The organism is Actinomadura chokoriensis, from assembly GCF_041463665.1.
In the GTDB taxonomy this organism is placed as follows: Bacteria; Actinomycetota; Actinomycetes; order Streptosporangiales; family Streptosporangiaceae; genus Spirillospora; species Spirillospora chokoriensis_A.
Genome location: NZ_JAXCEJ010000003.1, coordinates 423,636 through 442,560, shown reverse-complemented (window position 1 = coordinate 442,560; position 18,925 = coordinate 423,636). Strand labels below are relative to the sequence as shown.

The window sequence follows — 18,925 nt, the reverse complement described above, 5'->3', positions numbered from 1 at the left end:
AGTTGGGAGCTCTCCATGTCGTTCAACTGGTTCATCTCGGTCGACGACCACCTCATCGAGCCTTCCGGGCTGTGGCAGGACCGGCTCCCGGAGCGGTGGCGCGACACCGGGCCGCGCATCGTCCGGGACGGCGACTCGGAGTTCTGGGCCTACGAGGACCGCCAGATCGCGACGATCGGCCTGAATGCGGTGGCCGGCAAGAGGCGGGAGGAGTTCTCACCGGAGCCGATCACCTACGACGAGATGCGGGCGGGCTGCTACGACCCCGCCGCCCGCGTCGCCGACATGAACCAGGGCTTCGTGCTGGCGTCGATGCTGTTCCCGTCGTTCCCCCGCTACTGCGGGCAGGTCTTCCACGAGGCGAAGGACAAGGAACTCGGGCTCCTGTGCGTGCGGGCGTGGAACGACTTCATCCTGGAGGAGTTCGCCGAGGCCCATTCGGGCCGGTTCATCCCGATGATGATCATCCCGCTGTGGGACCCGGGGGCCGCCGCCGCCGAGATCGAGCGGACCGCCGCGCGCGGCGCCAAGTCGATCGCCTTCTCGGAGAACCCCACCAAGCTCGGGCTGCCGTCGATCCACACCGACCACTGGGACCCGCTGTTCCGCGCCTGCGACGAGACCGGCCTCGTCATCTCGATGCACGTGGGGTCGTCCTCGAACCTGATCCGGACGTCCGACGACATGCCGACGCTCGCGTTCATGGCCTACTCCGCGGCGGCGAACCAGGCGGGCACGCTGCTGGACTGGCTGTTCAGCGGCAACTTCACCCGGTTCCCGAACCTGAGGATCGCGCTGTCGGAGGGCTCGATCGGCTGGATCCCGTACTTCCTGGAGCGGGCCGAGCAGGTCATCGACAAGCAGCGGTTCTGGGCGTCCCGCTTCGACATCAGCATGAACGCCGCCCACGACCGCGGCGAGGCGAAGGGCGAGGCGCGCTTCGACCTGGACACCGACATCCGCCGCCTGTTCAAGGACCACGTCTTCGGGACGTTCATCGAAGACCACGCGGGCCTGCGGCTGCTGGACGTCATCGGCGAGGACAACGTGATGCTGGAGTGCGACTACCCGCACTCGGACTCGACCTGGCCCGACACGGTGCAGATGGCCAACAAGTGGCTCGGCGACCTGCCCGAGGACGTCCAGTACAAGATCACCATGGGCAACGCCGCCCGGGTCTACGACTTCACCCCGGCCGACCCCGCCACCATCGGAGTCTGACGCCCTGCCCGTATCCGCGCCCTGCTTGTACCGCTCGCGCTGTGGCCGTCCCGCTCAAGGGGCGGCCACAGCCGTCTCAGCGGACGGTGATGGCGCGCTCGGGGCAGTTGCGCGCCGCGTCGCGCGCCTTCGCCTGGAGTTCGGGCGGCACCTCCTCGACGGTCACCGACCCGTGGCCCTGCTCGTCCAGGGAGAAGACCTCGGGGCAGATCTCCCAGCAGCGGGCGTGACCCTGGCACCGGTCCGGATCCACGGTGACCTGCATCTGGCGCTCTCCTTCTTCGGAAGTGGCGAGACGGCTCTAGAAAGTGGAGGACAGATCTAGAAAGTGGAGGACAGATCTAGAAAGTGGAGGACAGGGCCCACGGTCCTTCGGGGAAGGGCCGGCCGAGGAACTCCATGCTGTAGGCGATCCGGCCGGTCACGCTGCCGGGGGCCGCACGGCACAGTCCGAGCGCGGCCTCGGCCATGGCGCCGTCGTCCTCGACCGGGACGTTTTCGGGCGTGTGCGGCGAGACCACGGCGACGCCGGGCGTCATCACCAGGCCCGAGGTCCCGAGGGAGTTGACGCTCACCCCCGAGCCGTGCACCTCGGCGGCGAGGCCGGTCGTGAGCCGGTCGAGGGCGGCCTTGCACATGCCGTAGGGCACGCAGCCGTCGCTCGCCCAGTCGGGGTACGGCGGCCCCAGCGGATGGCGGCCCTGCTTCGAGGTGATGTTGAGGATCCAGCCGCGGCCGCGCTGCACCATGCCGGGGACCGCCAACTGGCACAGCCGGAACGGGGCGTGCACCATCATCTGGAACATCACCGCGTAGCGGCGCGCCGGGACGTCGAGGGCCGGGCCGTAGAAGTTCACGCCCGCGTTGTTCACGAGGGTGTCCACCGGGCCGAGCGCGTCCTCGGCGCGCGCCACGATCGTCTCGATGTCCTCCGGGGCGGTGAGATCGGCGCGGAGGGCCGCCGCCCGGCCGCCCTTCGCCCGGATGCGCTCCCTGACCTCGTCGAGCGACCCGGGCAGGGCGGAGGTGCCCGGTGCCGCCGTCCTCGCCACCAGGGCGACGGCGGCTCCTTCGGCCGCGAACCGCTCGGCGATGCGCTGCCCGATGCCCCGGCTCGCCCCGGTGACGATCACTACGCGGCCGTCCATCGATCCCACGATCACTCCCGAAGCGAGCCGTCGGGCCGGGCGGCGCCCGAGCCTGCGGCCACCCTAGCAAAGTGAACGCCTACTCTCTCGCGCGAAGACGCTATTGTTAGTGAATACCCGCTCTGTTAGCGTCGGCAGGACCGTGCTGCCCGGCCGGAAGGACGCAGCCATGCATGACATCGTGATCCGCGGCGGCGACGTGGTGGACGGGACGGGCGCGGCGCCCCGGCGGGCCGACGTCGCCGTCGACGGAGACCGTGTCACCGAGGTGGGGGAGGTCGGCGGCCGGGGCCGCCGCGAGATCGACGCCGCCGGCCGGTTCGTGACCCCCGGGTTCATCGACGTCCACACCCACCTCGACGCCCAGCTCTTCTGGGACCCCGCGGCGACCCCGTCCTGCCACCACGGTGTCACCACGGTCGTGATGGGCAACTGCGGCGTCACCTTCGCGCCCGTCCGTCCCGGCCGGGAGGGCTACCTGGCCGCGATGATGGAGTCGGTCGAGGACATCCCGGCCGGCTCGATCATGGCGGGCCTCGACTGGGGATGGGAGAGCTACGGCGACTACCTCAAGGCCCTCGGGCGGCGCGCCCTCGGCGTGAACGCGGGCGGCCTGGTCGGCCACTGCGCCCTGCGCTCCTACGTCATGGGGGAGCGTGCCCTCGACGAGTCGCCCGCCACGGACGAGGACGTCGCCGCCATGGCGGCCGTCGTCGCCGAGGCCGTCGACGCCGGCGCCCTCGGCTTCTCGACCTCGCGCACCTTCATGCACACGGTGCCCGACGGCCGTCCCGTGCCGGGCACGTACGCGTCGCCCGCCGAGCTGGCGGCCATCGCCGGCGCCATGGCCGAGCGGGGCAGGGGCACCTTCCAGGTCGTGCCCCGCATCGGTGAGCGGGACGGCGCCGAGCGGCGCAACTCCGTCGCCGAGATGGCGTGGATGGAGGAGGTGAGCCGCGCGTCGGGCCGTCCGCTCGCGTTCTCCATCATGCAGAGCGACCGCCGGCCGGGCCTCTGGTCCTGGGTGATGGACCGGGTGGCCGAGGCCCGGGGCCGCGGCGCCGACGTGCGCCCGATGACCGCGGTGCGGGGCAGCGCCATCGTCTACGGGCTGGCCGGCCGGATGCCCTACGACACCCTGCCGGGCTGGGCCGAGTTCACCGCCGGGACGTTCGAGGAGCGTCTGGCGGCGCTGTCCGACGCCTCCGTGCGGCGCCGCCTCATCGAGGAGGCCGAGCGCCCCGTCGAGGCGTCGGGTCCGCTGGCGCCGAAGGACCCGGCCAAGCTCTACCTCATGCCCCCGGGTTCGGCCGACTACGACGTGCGCCCGGACAACAGCCTGGCCGCCGAGGCCGCCCGGCGCGGCACCGGTCCCGCCGCCGCGTTCCTCGACTACGCGGTCGAGACCCGCGGTCTCGGGCTCCTCTACTACCCGGTGCTCAACCAGGACCTCGACGCGGTGGCGCAGATGATCACCAACCCCGACGTCGTGGTGGGCGTAGCCGACGCCGGCGCCCACGTGGCCCTCACGATGGACGCGGGCAACTCCACCTACTTCCTGAAGCACTGGGTCCGCGACGAGGGGCTGCTCGACATCGGCGGGGCGGTCAGGAAGCTGACGCTGGAGGGCGCCGACCTGTTCGGGATCGCCGATCGCGGCGTCCTGGCGCCTGGGAACTTCGCCGACCTGAACGTCCTCGACCTGGACGGCCTCTACCTGCACACGCCGGAGATGGTGTCGGACTTCCCGCTCGGGGCGAACCGGTTCGTCCAGCGTGCCCGCGGCTACGCCTACACGATCGTCAACGGCCGGGTCCTCGTCGACCACGACGAGCTGACCGGTGAACTGCCCGGCCGGCTGGTCACCTCCGGCTGACGCGTTCCACGCCCTCGTCCGGTCGCGCCCTCGTCCGGTCGGCCACTCGTCCTCCGGTCTGCCCCTGCTTCTCGGGTCAGCCGCCGCGTGCCTCGACGAGCGCGCCGCGGTGCTCGTCGGAGAACGTCTGGAAGCTCAACGCGAAGAAGGTCGCCCACGAGATCGACCGCGCCGCGGACCGCTGCCGCGCCGAGGCCGTCGTGATCGCCGCCGAGGCCGAGCCCGCGCGCCGCGAGCGCGCCGGCGAGGCGGCCGGAACGTCGCTCCAGGTCCCGCCAGGTGAACGCGGTCTCGCTGCCGTCCGGCCCGAGGTGGCGGAGCACGACCCGGTCGGGCCGCCGCCCGGCGAGGTCCAGGATCCGGCGCGCGATGCTGATGTCGCCTGTGTCGGTAGCGCTCGTGCCGGTGTCGCTCGTGCTGGGGTCGCTTGTGCTGGGGTCCGCTGCCACGGCCGTCCCTTCAGGAGGCGGGGAGGACGTCGGCCGCCCACTCGTGCAGGATCGGGGCGAGCAGGGGCCAGCGGACGAACAGGCCGGGAGCCGTGCCCGCGGTGCGCGCCGCCTGCCTCTCGTGCCACTCCCCGTCGCCCCACGGCGGCTCGACGAGCCGGGCGTCCGGCAGCAGCTTCGCCAGGTGCTCGGAGGTCTCGCGCCGGTGGTGGACGTCGCTCGCGCCGCTGCGGAACACCAGCGCGGGAACGCCGAGGGAGCGGGCCTCCGCGTCCGGCAGGCCGGGCACCGGCTCGCCCTCGCGGGGGCAGTACGCGGCCATCCAGCACTCGAGCGTCGCGATGAACTCGTCCGGACTCATCTCCAGGAGGCGCTGCCGGTTGCCCGGATTCCGTTCGAGGACCTCGGCCCACTCCGGCAGGGCGGCGACGGCCTCCATGCCGCCCTCCCACGCCGCGCGGATCGACCCGCCGCAGTAGTGGTTCGCGATGCTCAGCAGCCCGAAGACGCCGCCGCTGATCCACCACACGGCGAGCGCCGCCGCGACCTCGCGGTGGCGGGCCGCGGCCAGCAGCGAGACCCGCGAACCGCCGGACCCGCCGGCGATCACCGCGGGCGCCATGCCGAGGTGCGCCAGCAGTCCCGCCAGGACGTCGGCCTGCATCGCCGACTCGGAGGCGCCGGTGAAGCACACGTCCGACTCGCCGGTGTTCGGGCGGTCCCAGATGAGCACCCGGTGGCCGCGCTCGGCGAGCGCGGACGCGAGTTCCCGCAGGCCCGGCGTGTCCCTGCCGTCCCGGCCGCCGGGCGTGAGCACCCACGGCCGGCCGCGCTCGCCGATCACCTCGTAGCCGACCGTGAGGCCGTTCACCGTCGCCGATGCCATGCGCCGAAGCTACTATGCGGAGCGACGAAAGAGAATACTCACTTAGTTACGGCTCATGAGGCCTCATGACGGCCGCCGTGGTGGCGCTGAACGTCCCCGCACCCGCCCGGCGGGCGGCTCGCCGGGTCAGGCGTTCCGGCCCGCGGGCTCGATGGTCGGGAAGAAGCCCTTCACGGTGCCCTCGCTGATCAGGGCCACCGCGCGGTCGCGGTCGAACTTGCCGCGGTGCCGGCTTTCGAGGGCGAGGATGAGCGCGATGCCCATCACCGCGCGCGCCGAGATGTCGGGGGACTCGAGCGGGAAGCCGTACCTGTCCTCGACCTCGCGCCACGCCTCCGCGAGGCGGTCCATGGCGACCGCGAAGTTCTCCCGGTAGAAGCGCCGGGCCACCTCGGGGTCGCCGAACAGCACCAGGCCGAGCAGCGGGAGTATCTCCACCAGCGTCGAGATGAGCTGCCGGTAGAGTCCGGCCATCGTGCTGACCTGGCGCTCGGGCGTCAGCGGCTCGTGCCGGTCGATGTCGGCGGTGGCGGCGACCAGTTCGTCCACGGCCTGCTTGAGCGGTTCGACGACGGCCTCGAAGAAGAGCTGGTCCTTGCTCTCGAAGTGGCGGTAGATCACGCCCTCGCTGATGCCGCTGTGCTCGGCGATCACCTTGATCGTGGTGCCGTTCATGTCGCCGGTCTCGGTGAACGCCCGCCGCGCGGCGGCCAGGATCGAGCTCTTGCGGGCCTCGGCGGTGAGACGCCGTCGCGGGCGCGGCGCGTCATCGGCGGGCTTGGCCGCCTGGGTGGCCGGCTCGCTCACTGGGCCTCCTCGCTTCCGTGCCGTATGCGTAGGTGAGTGTGCACATACTTTCATAATAGTTCGCGCCGCGCGGTGTACCCGCGAGGCGGGGCCGTGCGAGAATGTCACTCTCAGATTTGAGAGGCTGGCACTCGTGGACTTGGATCTCACCGACGAGCAGGAGGCCGTGCGCGCCGCCCTGCGCGAGTTCTTCCAGAAGGAGTCGCCGCCCGCGGTCGTGCGGGACGCGGAGCCGCTCGGCTTCGACGCGGCCCTCTGGCGCAAGGTGGTGGAGCTGGGCCTGGCCTCGATGGCCGTCCCCGAGGACAGGGGAGGAGGGGGCGCCGGTCTCGTCGAGCTGGCCGTCGCCGCCGAGGTCCTCGGACGGTCGCTCGCGCCCGTGCCGCTGATCGAGGCCGCGGTCGCGAACAACCTCCTCGCGTCGCTTCCGGGGGACGCCGTCCCGGAACCACTGGTATCGGCCGCGGTCACCGGCGAGCTGCTGGCGACGCCCGCGCTGCGCCCGGTCGAGGGGGACGCCGCCCGGCTGGTCCCGGCGGGCGCGGTGGCGGATCTGGTCGTCGCGCTCCAGGACGACCGGCTCGTCCTGGTGCGGACGGCGGGCGAGCCCGTCCCCGCCGTCCCCAACCTCGGCGCGATGCCCGTCGCCGACCGCCGCGTGGACCCGGCGGAGGCGATCGTGCTGGCGACCGGGCCGGCGGCCCTCGCCCTGCACCGCCGGGCGGTGCACCACTGGCAGTTGCTGACCGGGGCGGCACTGGTCGGGCTCGCCTCCGCGGCCCTCGACCTCGGCCGGGACTACGCGCTGGAACGCAGGGCCTTCGGCGTCCCCGTCGCGGGCTTCCAGACCGTCCAGCACCGCATGGCCGACAACGCGACCGCCATCGAGGGCGCCCGGCTGCTCGCCTACGAAGCGGCCTGGGCGCACGACGTCGACCTGGCGAAGGCCGGCACGCTGGCCACGATGTCGTTCCTGTTCGCCGGCGAGACCGCGTTCACGACGGCGTCCGACGCCCTGCACGTCCACGGCGGCTACGGCTACACCCTCGAATACGACATCCAGCTGTACTTCCGGCGCGCCAAGGCGTGGCCCCTGGTCGCCGGCGACCGCAGGGCCGCGTACGCCGAGCTGCCGCGCCGCCTCTACGACGAGACCGCCGCCACGGCGTGAAGGAGGCTCGACGATGGACTTCTGGGAGTCCGACCGGCTGGCCGCGCACCGGGACGCGGCGCGCGCCTGGGCCGATGCCAACGTGCGGCCGGAGTGGGTGGAGGAGCAGCAGGACGGCGGCTGCCACCAGACGATGGCGCTGCACGAGCTGCTCGCGCGCGACGGGATCCTCGCCGCCGGGTGGCCGCCCGAGTACGGCGGGAGCGATGTCGATCCCGGCTTCGCCCGCGCCGTCTTCGAGGAGATCGCCCGGCGGGACCTGCACGTCGACGGCTGGTCGACGACGTACATGGTGATGCACACGATCACGCACGTCGGGACCGAGGCGCAGAAGCGCCGGTACATCCCGGCCGCGCTGCGCGGCGAGCTGCTGGTCGCGCTCGGGTACAGCGAGCCCGACTCCGGCTCGGACGTCGCGGCGGCCAAGACGACCGCCGTCCGGGACGGCGACGCGTGGGTCCTCAACGGCCAGAAGATGTTCACGAGCACGGCGCAGGTGTGCAGCCACGTCTTCGTCCTCGCCCGGACGAACCCGGAGGCCCCGAAGCACCGGGGGCTGTCGATGTTCCTCGTCCCGACGGACGCCGCCGGATACGAGCGCCGGCCGATCCGCACGCTCGGCGGCCAGGTCACCAACGCGACGTTCTATACCGGCGTGCGCGTCCCCGGCTCGGCCCTCGTCGGCGAGGCCGACGCGGGCTGGAGCGTCATGAGGGTGGCGCTGACCTACGAGCGGGGCGTCGGCGGCCCCGGGACGATCGAGAAGCCCGCTATGGCCGCGAACCTCGCCGCCTGGGCGCGCGAGGCCCGCCGCCCGGACGGCACATCCGTCCTGGACGATCCGCTCGTCGCCGAACGGATCGGCAGGATCGCCGTGGACAAGGAGGTCACGAGGCTCCTCGGCCACTGGGTGGAGTGGGACGCCGCCAAGGGCGGGGTGCCGGGCATCCAGGGCACGATGCGGAAGCTCTTCTTCACCGAGGCCGCCCAGCGGCACTACAGTGACGCCCTCGACATCCTCGGCGCCGCGGGGATCCTGGCGCCGGGCGCGCCCGGCGCTCCCGCCGGAGGCAAGTTCGAGTACGACTTCCGGGCCGCCGTCGTCAGCACGATCTACGGCGGGGCCAGCGAGATCCTCCGGGACGTCATCGCCGAGCGCCACCTCGGCCTGCCCCGGAACAGGCCCCGCCGCTGACGCGGCCCGAACGCGGGCCGGCGGCCCCCGATGCCCGCCGGCCCGCGCGCCGCCCGCGCCCTCTCACGTCACTTGAGCATGGACCCCGCGTCGACGGGGAGGGTCACGCCGGTGATGTAGCGGGCCTCGTCCGACACGAGGAAGAGCACGGCGTTCGCGATGTCCTCCGGCTCCACCCACGGGACCGGCAGCGTGTTCATCATCTTGGAGATCGGCGCGATGTCGTCCTGCGTCGGGTTCTCGAGGTCGGGCCGGAACATGCGGTAGGTCAGGTCGTTCATCATCATCGGGGTGTTCACCTGGGTGGGGTGGACGGAGTTGACCCGGATGCCGTGTTCCGCCAGCTCCACGGCCAGGGTGCGCATGAGCCCGACCATGCCGTGCTTGCCGGAGACGTAGTTGCCCACGAACGGATGGGCCTTCAGCCCGCCCACGGAGCTGGTCAGCACGACCGCTCCGCCCCGGCCGCCCTCGATGATGTGCGGAACGGACGCCTTGGTGGTGAGCCAGGCCCCGGTCAGGTTGACGTCGATCGAGTCGCGCCACAGCTTCTCGTCCATCTCCTGGATCGGGGCGCCGTCGGCCGCGAGACCGGCGTTGGCCACGACGATGTCCAGCCGGCCCAGCTGGGTCACCCCGTCGTCGACGACGGCCTTCATCGAGCCGAAGTCGCGCACGTCGGCCTGGGCGGCGACGATCCGCCGGCCCAGGGCCTTCACCTGCGCCACCGTCTCGTCGAGGTCCTCCGGGGTGGACATCGCGATGGGCACCGTGTCGATCTGCTTGCAGATGTCGATCGCGATGATGTCCGCGCCCTCCTGGGCCATGCGGACGCAGTGGCTGCGGCCTTGGCCGCGCGCCGCACCGGTGATGAAGGCCACCTTGCCTTCGAGCCTTCCAGCCATCGTTACCTCGTTTCGGGTGAGGAGGAGCCGGCGTCGACGGGGCGTGCGGCGCCGGCGGCGGAGCAGTTCGGGACGAGCGGGTTCAGGAGTCCTCCAGGACGTCCGCGCCGCCGGCCGCCTGCGCTGCCGCCGCGCGGACGGCCTTGAGGATCCCCTGGTATCCGGTGCAGCGGCAGAGGTTCCCGGCCAGGCCCTTGCGGATCTGCTCGTCGGTGGGGTCGGGGTTGTCGCGCAGGAACGCGGTGACCGAGACGACGAAACCGGGGGTGCAGAAGCCGCACTGCAGCCCGTGGTGGTCGCGGAACGCGGACTGCACCGGCGACAGCTCGCCGCCGGGCGCGGCGATGCCCTCGACGGTGGTGATCTCCGTGCCGTCGGCCTGGACGGCGAAGACGAGGCAGGCGCGGACGGCCTCGCCGTCCACGAGGATCGTGCACGCCCCGCAGACGCCGTGCTCGCAGCCGAGGTGCGTGCCGGTGAGCCCGCATCGCTCGCGCAGGAAGTCGGCGAGGGTGAGCCGGGGTGGCACGGCCGCGCGCCGCGTCGTGCCGTTGACCCGCATCTGGACGTCGACGTCAGGCATTGCTCGCCTCCTGGAGGGCCCGTCGCCAGGCGCGCGCCACGATGACGGCCCCGACCTGTCTGCGGTAGTCGGCGGATGCGTGCAGGTCGGCGGGGACGGACTCCAGCGCCGACACGGCGGCGTGCCCGACGTCCTCGGCGGTGACGCCGTCCGCCGCGGAGCCGGTCAGCGCCTCCTCCGCCGCGGTGGCGCGCAGGGCCGTCGAGCCGAGACCGAACAGGCCGATGCCGCACCGGCTGATCCGCGCGTCGCCGTCCAGTTCGACGGCGACGGCGGCGCCCGCGATGGCGAAGTCGCCGGACCGGCGGGCGAACTCCTCGACCGCGAACCCGCACCGGCCGCGCCACACCGGGAAGGCGACCCCGGTCAGCAGCTCGTCGGCGGCGAGGTCGGTGGTCCACAGGTCGGTGAAGAACCGGTCGGCGGGGACGGTCCGGGTGCCGCGCGGGGACCGCGCCTCGATCCGCGCGCCGAGCGCCAGCGCCACCGCCGGGTACTCGGCGGCGGCGTCGGCGTGCGCCAGCGAACCGCCGATGGTGCCGCGGTTGCGGATCTGGAAGTGCCCGATCAGCGGGGTGGCGCGGGCCAGCAGCGGGACGTCCAGGGCGACGTCGGCGGACCGCTCGATCGCCGCCTGGGTGGTGCCCGCGCCGATCCAGAGGTCGTCGCCGCGCCGCTCGACGCCGCTCAGCCCGGCCACCCGCCCGAGGTCGACGAGGTGTTCGAAGGCCGCGAGCCGCAGGGCCAGCATGGGGACGAGGCTCTGCCCGCCGGCGATGGCCTTGGCCTCCTCGCCGAGGTCGGCGAGCAGGGAGACGGCTTCGGCGACGCCGGCCGGAGCGTGGTAGGCGAACGGCGCCGGCTTCATGCGTCCTCTCCCCGCACAAGCGAGACGATCCGCTCCGGTGTCAGCGGCAGGCGGGTGATCCGCGCGCCGAACGGCGCGAGGGCGTCGGCGACCGCGTTGACCACCGCGGGCGGTGCCCCGATCGCGCCGCCCTCGCCGACGCCCTTATAGCCGCCGGGCCCCGGGGCGGGCGTCTCGATGTGGCCGTACTCGATGTCCGGCACCTCGGCGGAGGTGGGGAGCAGGTAGTCCATGAAGGTCGTGGTGACGGGGTTGCCGTCGTCGTCGTGGGCGAGGTGCTCGTAGAGGACGCCGCCCATCCCCTGGACGGCGCCGCCCGCGATCTGCCCCTCCACCACGCTGGGGTTGATCATCGGGCCGCAGTCCTCGCTGACGATGTGCCGGAGCAGCGTCACCCGGCCCGTCGCGACGTCGACCTCGCAGGTGCACAGGTGCGTCGCGTTGACCCAGATGATCGGGCTCTCCGGCCGGTACCGGCCGCTGGCCTCCAGCCCCGCCGGCACCCCGGGCGGCAGCTCCCCGGGCTGGAAGTAGGCGAGGTGCGCGATCTCGGCGAGCGGCAGGCCGGACCCGGGGACGCCGCGGACCGCGGCCCGCCCGCCGGCCAGCTCGATGTCCTCCGCGGCGGCCTCCAGCCGGTGCGCGGCGATCGCCGTGATCCGTTCGCGGAGCACCGACGCGGTCTCGGCGACGGCCCCCGCGATCATCGACCCCGACCGGCTGCCGCCGGTGCCGCCGCCGAACGGGGTGACCGCCGTGTCGCCCTGGACGGTGCCGACATCGGCGATGTCCACGCCGAGCGCGTCGGCGGTGAGCTGCACGGCGGCGGTCTCCAGGCTGTTGCCCGCCGACCCGCCCGAGACGTACACGTTGACCTTGCCGGACGGCTCGATCCTGATCGTGGCGCCCTCGGTGCTGTGCAGCGTCACCATGGCCGTGGTGGGCTCGACGTAGGTGCACGTGCCGACCCCCAGGTAGCGGCCCTCCGCGCGGGCCCGCTCCTGCTCCTTCCGGAAGGCCTCGTAGTCGAGCATCTCCAGTGCCTGCTCGAACGTCTCCAGCGGCGTGATGTCGCTGTAGGGCATGCCGTTGGGGTTGAAGTACGGCATCTCGTCCCGCCGGAGCAGGTTGCGGCGGCGCAGGTCGGCGGGATCCATGCCGAGCCGGCGGGCCGCCTCGTCCAGCAGCACCTCCCGCGCGAGCGACTCGTACTGCCACGGACCGCGGTAGGCGTTGCGCCCGGAGGTGTTGGAGAACACGCAGGCCGTGGACCAGGTGGCCCGCGGGACCCGGTACGGGCCGGGGAAGAACATCCCGACGGCCGCGGCGTTCCCGACCGGCCACGGCACCGGGTAGGCGCCCACGTCCTCGGTGTAGTCGATCGCGGCGGCCAGGATCGTGCCCGCGGAGTCCAGGGCGATCCGGGCGTCGGCGTGCGCGTGGCGCGCCTGCCCCGCCGACATCAGGTTCTCCCGGCGGTCCTCGATCCACTTCAGCGCGCCGGGCACCTTCCGCGCCGCGAGCATGACGCACATGTCCTCGCGCTGCGGCACGACCTTCTGCCCGAAACCGCCGCCGGTGTCGCGCATCACGACCCGCACCCGGTGCTCGGGCAGCCCGAGCAGCCGGGAGCAGAACAGCCGCACCTCGTGCGGCGACTGGGTCCCCGTCCAGATCGACATCTCGCCGGTGGACGCCGACCATTCCGCCACGATGCCGCGCGTCTCCATCGGCACCGGCACGTAGGCCTGCTGGTAGATCGTCTCCCGCACCACCAGCGCCGCCTCGTCGAAGACGGGGGCGAGCTCCTCGAAGGGGGGACCGGCCAGCTCGCCGGCGAGGTTGCCCGGGTACCCGGCGTGCACCAGCTCGTCGGAGTCGCGGGCGTCGACGTAGTCGGCGACCGGCGGCAGCGGTTCGTAGTCGACGGCGACCAGTTCGGCCGCGTCCTCGGCGAGGTACCGGTCGGCGGCCACCACCAGCGCCACGGGGTCCCCGACGAACCGGACCTCGCCCTCGGCGAGCGGCGGCCGGGGGGTGTCGGGGACGTCGCGGCCGACCAGCGTGTACCACTGCTCGTGCACGCCGGGGTTGAGGTCCTCGGCGAGGAACACCGCGTGGACGCCGTCGAGGGCCAGCGCCTCCGACGCGTCGACGCCGGTGATCAGGGCCCGGGCCATCGGGCTGCGGACGAAGCACGCGTGCAGCATGCCGGGCCGCACCACGTCGTCCACGAAGGTGCCGTGGCCGGTCAGCAGGCGCGGGTCCTCGACGCGGGGCACCCGCGTCCCGGCGTAGCGGGCGGCGGCGGGCGCGGCGCTCATCCGCGGCCCCCGTCCGGCGGGCGCACCGGCCCGGGTGGGGCGGCCGGATCGACGTCGCTCACGATGGGCCTCCTTGCGGGGGTCGCGGAGGGGCGAGGGGTGGATGAGCATGCCGTGATGCGTTTGCGAGAATGATATTATCGCAAATTAGAACATGCCTCTACCCTTGGCCGGACGCTCAGCCGAGCGTCGCGAGGATGTGCGGGAGATCGGTGGTCGTGCGGATGCCCGGAGGCGCGGCGCAGACGAACGGCACCGCGTTGACGGCCCGGTTGGCGGTGTAGGCGGGCGACACGGCGGCCATCCGCTCCAGCGGCACGGGGAAGCGGAGGTCGACGTCGAGCGGGGCGTCGCCGTCCACCCTGACGTGCCAGCCGGTGGCGCGGACGTCCCAGGCCGGGTCGAGGTCGTCGGTGCAGTACCACGCGGCCCGGAAGCGCAGCACCGGCCGGCCGCCGCGCATCCCGGACACCGTCAGCCGCTGAGCCGCGACGGTGCCCGCCTCCAGGACCCCGGCGGCGATCTCGACCCGGCGGCGGGCGGTCGCCACCTCCCCGCCGGCCTCGACGGAGTCGAGCGGCATCCCGAGCGCGTCGGCCACGAGCCGCAGGGACGGGCCGAAGCTCGTGCGCCCGCGCGAGAGCCTGCCCTCGTCGAACGCCGACGGCGGCCTCCCGAAACCCATCACGTCGAAGAGGAGGCCGGGCGAGTCCCGCCGGGACAGGTCGGCGGACTCCTCGATCGTGAGGCCGTCGAGCCGCCGCTGGATCGAGGTCAGCACCAGCGGAAGGGCCTCCGAGACGAACCCCGGGCTGCTGCCGGTGCTGTGGATCGAGGTGCCGCCGCGCTCGCACGCCCGCTCGACGCGCGCGCGGAGCGCGGGGTCGAGGCTGCTCGGATGGTGGAACTCGCCCCTGGTCGTGACGATGTTCGCGCCCGACTCCAGCAGCCGGCAGACCTCGCCGACGTCGCAGGCGCGCGGCATGTAGAGGACGCAGTCGGCGCCGAGCGCTTCGATCTCGCCGATGTCGCGGGTGGCGGTGACGCCGGTCGGCCCGAGCCCGCACAGCTCGCCCGCGTCCCGCCCGGCCTTGGCGGCCGTGTGGACGCGGACGCCGGCCAGGTCCAGCCGGGGATGTTCGATGACGGCGCGCAGCGCGCGGGCGCCGATGTTCCCGGTCGCCCACTGGACGACCCGGTACCGCGCCTCGGCGCCGGTCATTTGCACCTCGCTCTCTGAGATTGAGAATGCTAATTTCGCTCTAGGAGATGGTCAATACCGCTGGAGGTGCGCGATGCGGCTCGGGTTCGTCGGGGCCGGACGTATGGGACGTCCGATGGTGCGGCGCCTCATCGAGGCGGGCCACGAGGTCCGCGTGCTCGGCAGGACGGCCGAGGCCCGCCGGGCGCTCGCGGACGAGGGCGCCCATCCCGTCGCCGGCCTCGCGGACGCCGGTGCGGGGGCCGACGCCGTCCTGGTGTGCGTCTTCACCGACGAACAGGTCCGGGACGTGTGCCTCGGGGACGCGCTGCTCGCCGGGATGCCGAGCGGGTCGGCGCTCGTCGTCCACACCACCGCGAGCCCCCGGACGATCGAGGCCGTCGCCGCCCGCGCCGCCCGGCACGGCGTCGACGTGATCGACGCCCCGGTCAGCGGCGGGCCGCACGATGTCGCGGCGGGCCGGATCACCCTCTTCGTGGGAGGCCCGGACGAGGCCGTCGCCCAGGTCCGGCCGGCTCTTTCCGCCTACGGCGACCCCGTGCTGCACGTCGGCCCGGCAGGCGGGGGCGTGCGCGTGAAGCTCGTCAACAACGCCCTCTTCGCGGCCCAGATCGGACTGTTCGCCGAGGCGGTCCGGCTCGGCGGCCGGCTGGGTGTGGACGAGGCCGTCCTGCTCGGCGCGCTCACGTCCGGGAGCGCCGCGAGCCGCGCGCTGACCGGCGTCGCCGCGCGCGGCTCGGTCGCGGCGTTCGCCGAGGCGGCGGGCGGCTTCCTCGGCAAGGACGTGGAGGTCGTCCGGAAGGCGGCGGCGGAGGCCGGCTGCGATCTCGGCGCCCTGGACGCCGCGCTCACCACCCTGGCCGCGGCGTCCGCCCGCTAACGGCGGCCGCGGTTCATCGCCCGCTCCGCGGCCTCCCAGTGCTCGTCGGACACCCACAGGTCCGCGAACGCGAGCGCGGCCTCCGCGGGAGCGAGGGCGCCCGCCATGACCCGCTTGGTCTCGCGCGCGGACGGCGTGGCCAGCGACGCCGCCAGCGAGCGCCACCGCTCCTCGAACGAGGGCCGCGGGACGACCAGGTCCACGAGCCCGGCCCGCTCGGCCTCGGCCGCGTCCAGCACCGCGCCGGTGCCCGCGAGCAGCAGCGCCCTGCTCCGGCCGACCAGGGCGGCGAGCCGCTCCGCGCCGCCCCAGGCGGGCATGATCGCGAGCTTGGACTGGGTGAACCCGATCTTGATGTCGGCGGCCGCGACGCGGACGTCCGCGGCCAGCGCGACCTCCGCGCCGCCGCCGAGGGCGTGGCCGTTCAGCGCCGCGATCACCGGGGCGGGGAAGGACGCGATCCGGTCGCAGATCCGCCGCATCCGCATGGCCATGGCGGACGCCTCCTCGCGGGTCCGGATCGCGGCCAGCTCCTTCAGGTCGCCGCCCGAGACGAACGCCCGGTCGCCCGCGCCCCTGATGACCAGCGCGCCGGTGCCCGCCGCCGCGTCGAGGGCCTTCGCGAGCTGGCCCATGGTGGCCGGCGCGATCGCGTTGCGGGACTCCGGCCGGTCGATCGTGATGACCGCCAGATTCCCGTCCACTTCGAGGTCCACCATGGGGCGTTCTCCTGTTCTCGGTGTCGTGCGATCAGTCCTCGTAGACGACGGTCACGTGGGGGCTCGCCGGCTCGCCCTGGCAGGTGAGCACCCATCCTTCGGCGACCTCGTCGTCCTCCAGGGCGTTGTTGACCCGCATCCCGGCCTTGCCATCGGTCACCTGCGCGATGCAGGTGGCGCAGTTCCCCGCCTCGCAGGAGAAGGGAGGGCTGAGCCCCGCGCGGCGCGCGCTCTGCAGGAACGTCTCGCCGGAGTGCTGCGGGACCGTGTGCTTCTTGCCGGAGAGGACGATGGTGATCGTGCCCTCCCGCTCGCTCTCGGCGGGGGCCCCGGCCGTCTCCGCGGTCGTCTCCGCCGCCGGGGTGAAGCGCTCGATGAGGATCCGCCCGGGGGCGATCCCGTGGGAGAGAAGGGCGCGTTCCGTCAGTTCCATGTAGGGCTCGGGGCCGCAGATATAGAAGTCGGCGTCCCGGTCGTCCCCCGCGAACTCGCGCACGACGTCCGGGGTGACGAATCCGTCGTCGGCGTCCAGGTGGTGGCGTATCGCGAAGCGGGACGGGTGCCGCCGCGCCAGCCCGGCCAGCGCGTCCGCGAAGATGACCGACCCGGCGTCGCGGTCGGCGGCCAGGATCCGGACCCGGCGGTCGGTGGTGGCCAGCGCGCTCTTGGCGAGCGACATCACCGGGGTGATACCGCTGCCGCCGCAGAAGGCCACCAGCGGCGCCGCGGTCTCGCGGAGGCAGAAGACACCCGCCGGGCGGGTGACCTCGACGAGGTCGCCCGGGGCCAGGTGGTCGTGCATCCAGTTGGAGACCAGGCCGCCGGGGACCCGCTTCACCGTCGTCATCAGCTCGCCGTCGGTGTCGGGCGAGCTCGACATCGAGTAGCTGCGCAGCGTCCCGCAGGCGCGCAGCGTCAGGAACTGGCCGGCCCGGTACGGGAACGGGGCGTCCAGGACGTACGTGAGCGCGTCGGCGGTCTCCCGGACGATCCGCGTGACCCGGACCGGATGGAAGCCGTGATCTCGCACCATGGGATGGAATTTACCCTCTCACTTTGAGAGATTACAATTCTCACCTGGAGAAGTGGAGGCTCTCGCCATGCGTACGATCCCCTCTGACCTGGTCGGGCGCTACGAGGAGGCGGGCTGGTGGACCGGGGAGACGATCGGGGACCTGCTGGCCGCGGGCCTCGCCGCCGCCCCCGGCGCCGCGTTCCGCGTGCACTCGGCCGTCCGGCCGTGGAGCGGGACCTTCGCCGACGTCGAACTGGTCGCGCGCCGGCTGGCGGGCGGGCTGCGCGAGCGCGGCGTGGGCCCCGGTGACGTGGTCGCCTTCCAGCTCCCGAACTGGATGGAGGCCGCCGCCGTGTTCTGGGCGTCGGCGTTCCTCGGCGCGGCGGTCGTCCCGATCGTCCACTTCTACGGGCGCAAGGAGGTCGGCTACATCCTGGAGTCGGTCGAGCCGCGCGTCTTCGTGGCGGCCGAGCGGTTCGGGCGCGCGCGGTTCCAGGCGGACCTGTGCGCGGACGTCCCGATCGTCGGGGTGGTGGGCCGCGACTTCGACGAGCTGCTCGCGGCCGACCCGCTGCCCGACCCCGTGCCCGGCCTGTCCCGGAGCGGCACCGACCCGGCGGCGCCCGCGCTGATCGCGTTCACCTCGGGGACGACGCGCGACCCCAAGGGCGTCGTCCACGGCCATCAGACCCTCGGGTTCGAGACGCGCCAGCTCGCCGGGCTGTACCCGCCCGACCGCGGCCGCCAGCTCACGTCCGCGCCGGTCGGCCACTTCATCGGGATGGTGAACGCCTTCCTCATCCCCGTCCTCGACGGCACGTCCGTGAACCTCGCGGACGTGTGGGACCCGGCGCAGGCGCTGGCGCTGATGAAGCGGGACGGGCTCACGGTCGGCGGCGGCGCGGCCTACTACATGACGAGCCTCCTGGACCATCCCGACTTCACCGCCGGCCATCTCGAGCACATCAGGTACGCCGGGCTCGGCGGAGCGGCGGTCCCGGCGGCCGTCACGACGCGGCTGGCGCGGCTCGGCATCACCGTGTTCCGCTCCTACGGCAGCACCGAGCATCCGTCGACCACCGGCTCGCGCTACACCGCGCCCGAGGGCAAGCGGCTCTACACCGACGGCGACGTCCTGCCCGGCGTGGAGATCCGCCTGGCGGGCGACGGGGAGATCCTCAGCCGGGGGCCGGACCTGTGCCTCGGCTACACCGATCCGGCGCTGACCGAGGCCGCCTTCGACGAGGACGGCTGGTACCGCACGGGCGACATCGGGGCGATCGACGGGGACGGCTACCTCACGATCACCGACCGGAAGTCGGACATCATCATCCGCGGGGGAGAGAACATCAGCGCCCTGGAGGTGGAGGACACGCTCCTCGGCATGCCGGGCCTCGCCGAGGTCGCGGTGGTCGCGGCCCCGGACGAGCGGCTCGGCGAGCACGCGGCGGCCGTCCTGCGGCTGCGGCCGGGGAGCCCCGCCCCCGCCCTCGGCGAGATGCGCGCCCATCTCGAACGCGCCGGGCTGGCCAGGCAGAAGTGGCCGGAGGAACTGCACGTCGTCGACGACTTCCCGCGCACCGCCAGCGGCAAGGTCCGCAAGTTCGCGCTCCGTCGGGATATTGCCATAGGTGATATGCGAGAATAAGCTTCTCG

General features: G+C 73.2%; 17 protein-coding genes and 1 pseudogene. 7 read left to right on the top strand and 11 right to left on the bottom strand.

The annotated features are described in order from the left end of the window. Window positions 1–15: 15 nt before the first annotated feature. Window positions 16–1,221, top strand: coding sequence for an amidohydrolase family protein (locus SM418_RS08155; protein ID WP_371940046.1), 1,206 nt, complete (start codon window positions 16–18; stop codon window positions 1,219–1,221). A gap of 76 nt (window positions 1,222–1,297) precedes the next feature. Here SM418_RS08155 and SM418_RS08150 read toward each other — a convergent pair whose 3' ends face one another. Next, entirely contained in the window at window positions 1,298–1,486 is a 189-nt protein-coding gene (locus SM418_RS08150; protein ID WP_371940045.1) for a ferredoxin, read from the bottom strand. Window positions 1,487–1,562: 76 nt separating this feature from the next. Then, complete coding sequence (locus tag SM418_RS08145) at window positions 1,563–2,369, bottom strand: SDR family NAD(P)-dependent oxidoreductase (protein WP_371940044.1); 807 nt, start codon at window positions 2,367–2,369, stop codon at window positions 1,563–1,565. Window positions 2,370–2,538: 169 nt separating this feature from the next. On the opposite strand from SM418_RS08145, the gene SM418_RS08140 reads away from it, so the two are divergent. Together SM418_RS08140 and SM418_RS08135 are read left to right on the top strand one after the other, a co-directional pair. After that, complete coding sequence (locus tag SM418_RS08140) at window positions 2,539–4,245, top strand: N-acyl-D-amino-acid deacylase family protein (RefSeq protein WP_371940043.1); 1,707 nt, start codon at window positions 2,539–2,541, stop codon at window positions 4,243–4,245. Then, a pseudogene (locus SM418_RS08135) lies at window positions 4,242–4,454 on the top strand (baeRF2 domain-containing protein); the annotation flags it as partial. The gene SM418_RS08140 and the pseudogene SM418_RS08135, both read left to right, overlap by 4 nt. A 250-nt stretch (window positions 4,455–4,704) precedes the next feature. Here SM418_RS08135 and SM418_RS08130 read toward each other — a convergent pair. Then, on the bottom strand, window positions 4,705–5,580 hold the full coding sequence (locus SM418_RS08130; RefSeq protein WP_371940042.1) for an alpha/beta fold hydrolase: 876 nt from the start codon (window positions 5,578–5,580) through the stop codon (window positions 4,705–4,707). A 126-nt stretch (window positions 5,581–5,706) separates the two neighbouring features. Beyond that, window positions 5,707–6,387, bottom strand: coding sequence for a TetR/AcrR family transcriptional regulator (locus SM418_RS08125; RefSeq protein ID WP_371940041.1), 681 nt, complete (start codon window positions 6,385–6,387; stop codon window positions 5,707–5,709). 133 nt (window positions 6,388–6,520) lie between these two features. Between SM418_RS08125 and SM418_RS08120 the strand changes: the two genes are divergently transcribed. Next, window positions 6,521–7,558, top strand: coding sequence for an acyl-CoA dehydrogenase family protein (locus SM418_RS08120; RefSeq protein ID WP_371940040.1), 1,038 nt, complete (start codon window positions 6,521–6,523; stop codon window positions 7,556–7,558). Window positions 7,559–7,571: 13 nt separating this feature from the next. Beyond that, window positions 7,572–8,753 carry an acyl-CoA dehydrogenase family protein gene (locus tag SM418_RS08115; RefSeq protein WP_371940039.1) on the top strand — a complete coding sequence of 394 codons (1,182 nt, stop codon included), beginning with the start codon at window positions 7,572–7,574 and terminating at the stop codon, window positions 8,751–8,753. A 68-nt stretch (window positions 8,754–8,821) separates the two neighbouring features. Here the strand turns inward: SM418_RS08115 and SM418_RS08110 are convergent, their stop codons facing one another. The 5 genes from SM418_RS08110 to SM418_RS08090 all read right to left on the bottom strand — a co-directional run bounded on the left by SM418_RS08110 (window position 8,822) and on the right by SM418_RS08090 (window position 14,655). Further along, window positions 8,822–9,658: a mycofactocin-coupled SDR family oxidoreductase gene (locus SM418_RS08110; RefSeq protein ID WP_371940038.1), complete on the bottom strand. Its 837-nt coding sequence runs from the start codon at window positions 9,656–9,658 to the stop codon at window positions 8,822–8,824. Between the two features lie 82 nt (window positions 9,659–9,740). Next, a complete protein-coding gene (locus SM418_RS08105; protein WP_371940037.1) occupies window positions 9,741–10,241 on the bottom strand; it encodes a (2Fe-2S)-binding protein in 501 nt (166 codons plus the stop codon). Next, window positions 10,234–11,109 carry an FAD binding domain-containing protein gene (locus SM418_RS08100; RefSeq protein ID WP_371940036.1) on the bottom strand — a complete coding sequence of 292 codons (876 nt, stop codon included), beginning with the start codon at window positions 11,107–11,109 and terminating at the stop codon, window positions 10,234–10,236. The genes SM418_RS08105 and SM418_RS08100 overlap by 8 nt, the downstream gene beginning before the upstream one ends. Beyond that, complete coding sequence (locus SM418_RS08095; RefSeq protein WP_371940035.1) at window positions 11,106–13,433, bottom strand: xanthine dehydrogenase family protein molybdopterin-binding subunit; 2,328 nt, start codon at window positions 13,431–13,433, stop codon at window positions 11,106–11,108. The genes SM418_RS08100 and SM418_RS08095 overlap by 4 nt, the downstream gene beginning before the upstream one ends. Before the next feature lie 178 nt (window positions 13,434–13,611). Further along, window positions 13,612–14,655, bottom strand: coding sequence for an NAD(P)H-dependent amine dehydrogenase family protein (locus tag SM418_RS08090; protein ID WP_371940034.1), 1,044 nt, complete (start codon window positions 14,653–14,655; stop codon window positions 13,612–13,614). A gap of 73 nt (window positions 14,656–14,728) precedes the next feature. Between SM418_RS08090 and SM418_RS08085 the strand changes: the two genes are divergently transcribed. Further along, window positions 14,729–15,535 (top strand): NAD(P)-dependent oxidoreductase, encoded by an 807-nt coding sequence (locus tag SM418_RS08085; protein WP_371940033.1) that lies wholly within the window; start codon window positions 14,729–14,731, stop codon window positions 15,533–15,535. Here the strand turns inward: SM418_RS08085 and SM418_RS08080 are convergent. Continuing rightward, on the bottom strand, window positions 15,532–16,254 hold the full coding sequence (locus SM418_RS08080) for an enoyl-CoA hydratase/isomerase family protein (protein WP_371940032.1): 723 nt from the start codon (window positions 16,252–16,254) through the stop codon (window positions 15,532–15,534). The genes SM418_RS08085 and SM418_RS08080 overlap by 4 nt on opposite strands. 31 nt (window positions 16,255–16,285) lie before the next feature. Continuing rightward, window positions 16,286–17,287 (bottom strand): 2Fe-2S iron-sulfur cluster-binding protein, encoded by a 1,002-nt coding sequence (locus tag SM418_RS08075; protein ID WP_371940031.1) that lies wholly within the window; start codon window positions 17,285–17,287, stop codon window positions 16,286–16,288. Window positions 17,288–17,354: 67 nt separating this feature from the next. On the opposite strand from SM418_RS08075, the gene SM418_RS08070 reads away from it, so the two are divergent. Further along, window positions 17,355–18,917, top strand: a complete 1,563-nt coding sequence (locus SM418_RS08070; protein WP_371940030.1) for an AMP-binding protein — start codon at window positions 17,355–17,357, stop codon at window positions 18,915–18,917. The last annotated feature ends 8 nt before the right edge of the window (window positions 18,918–18,925 follow it).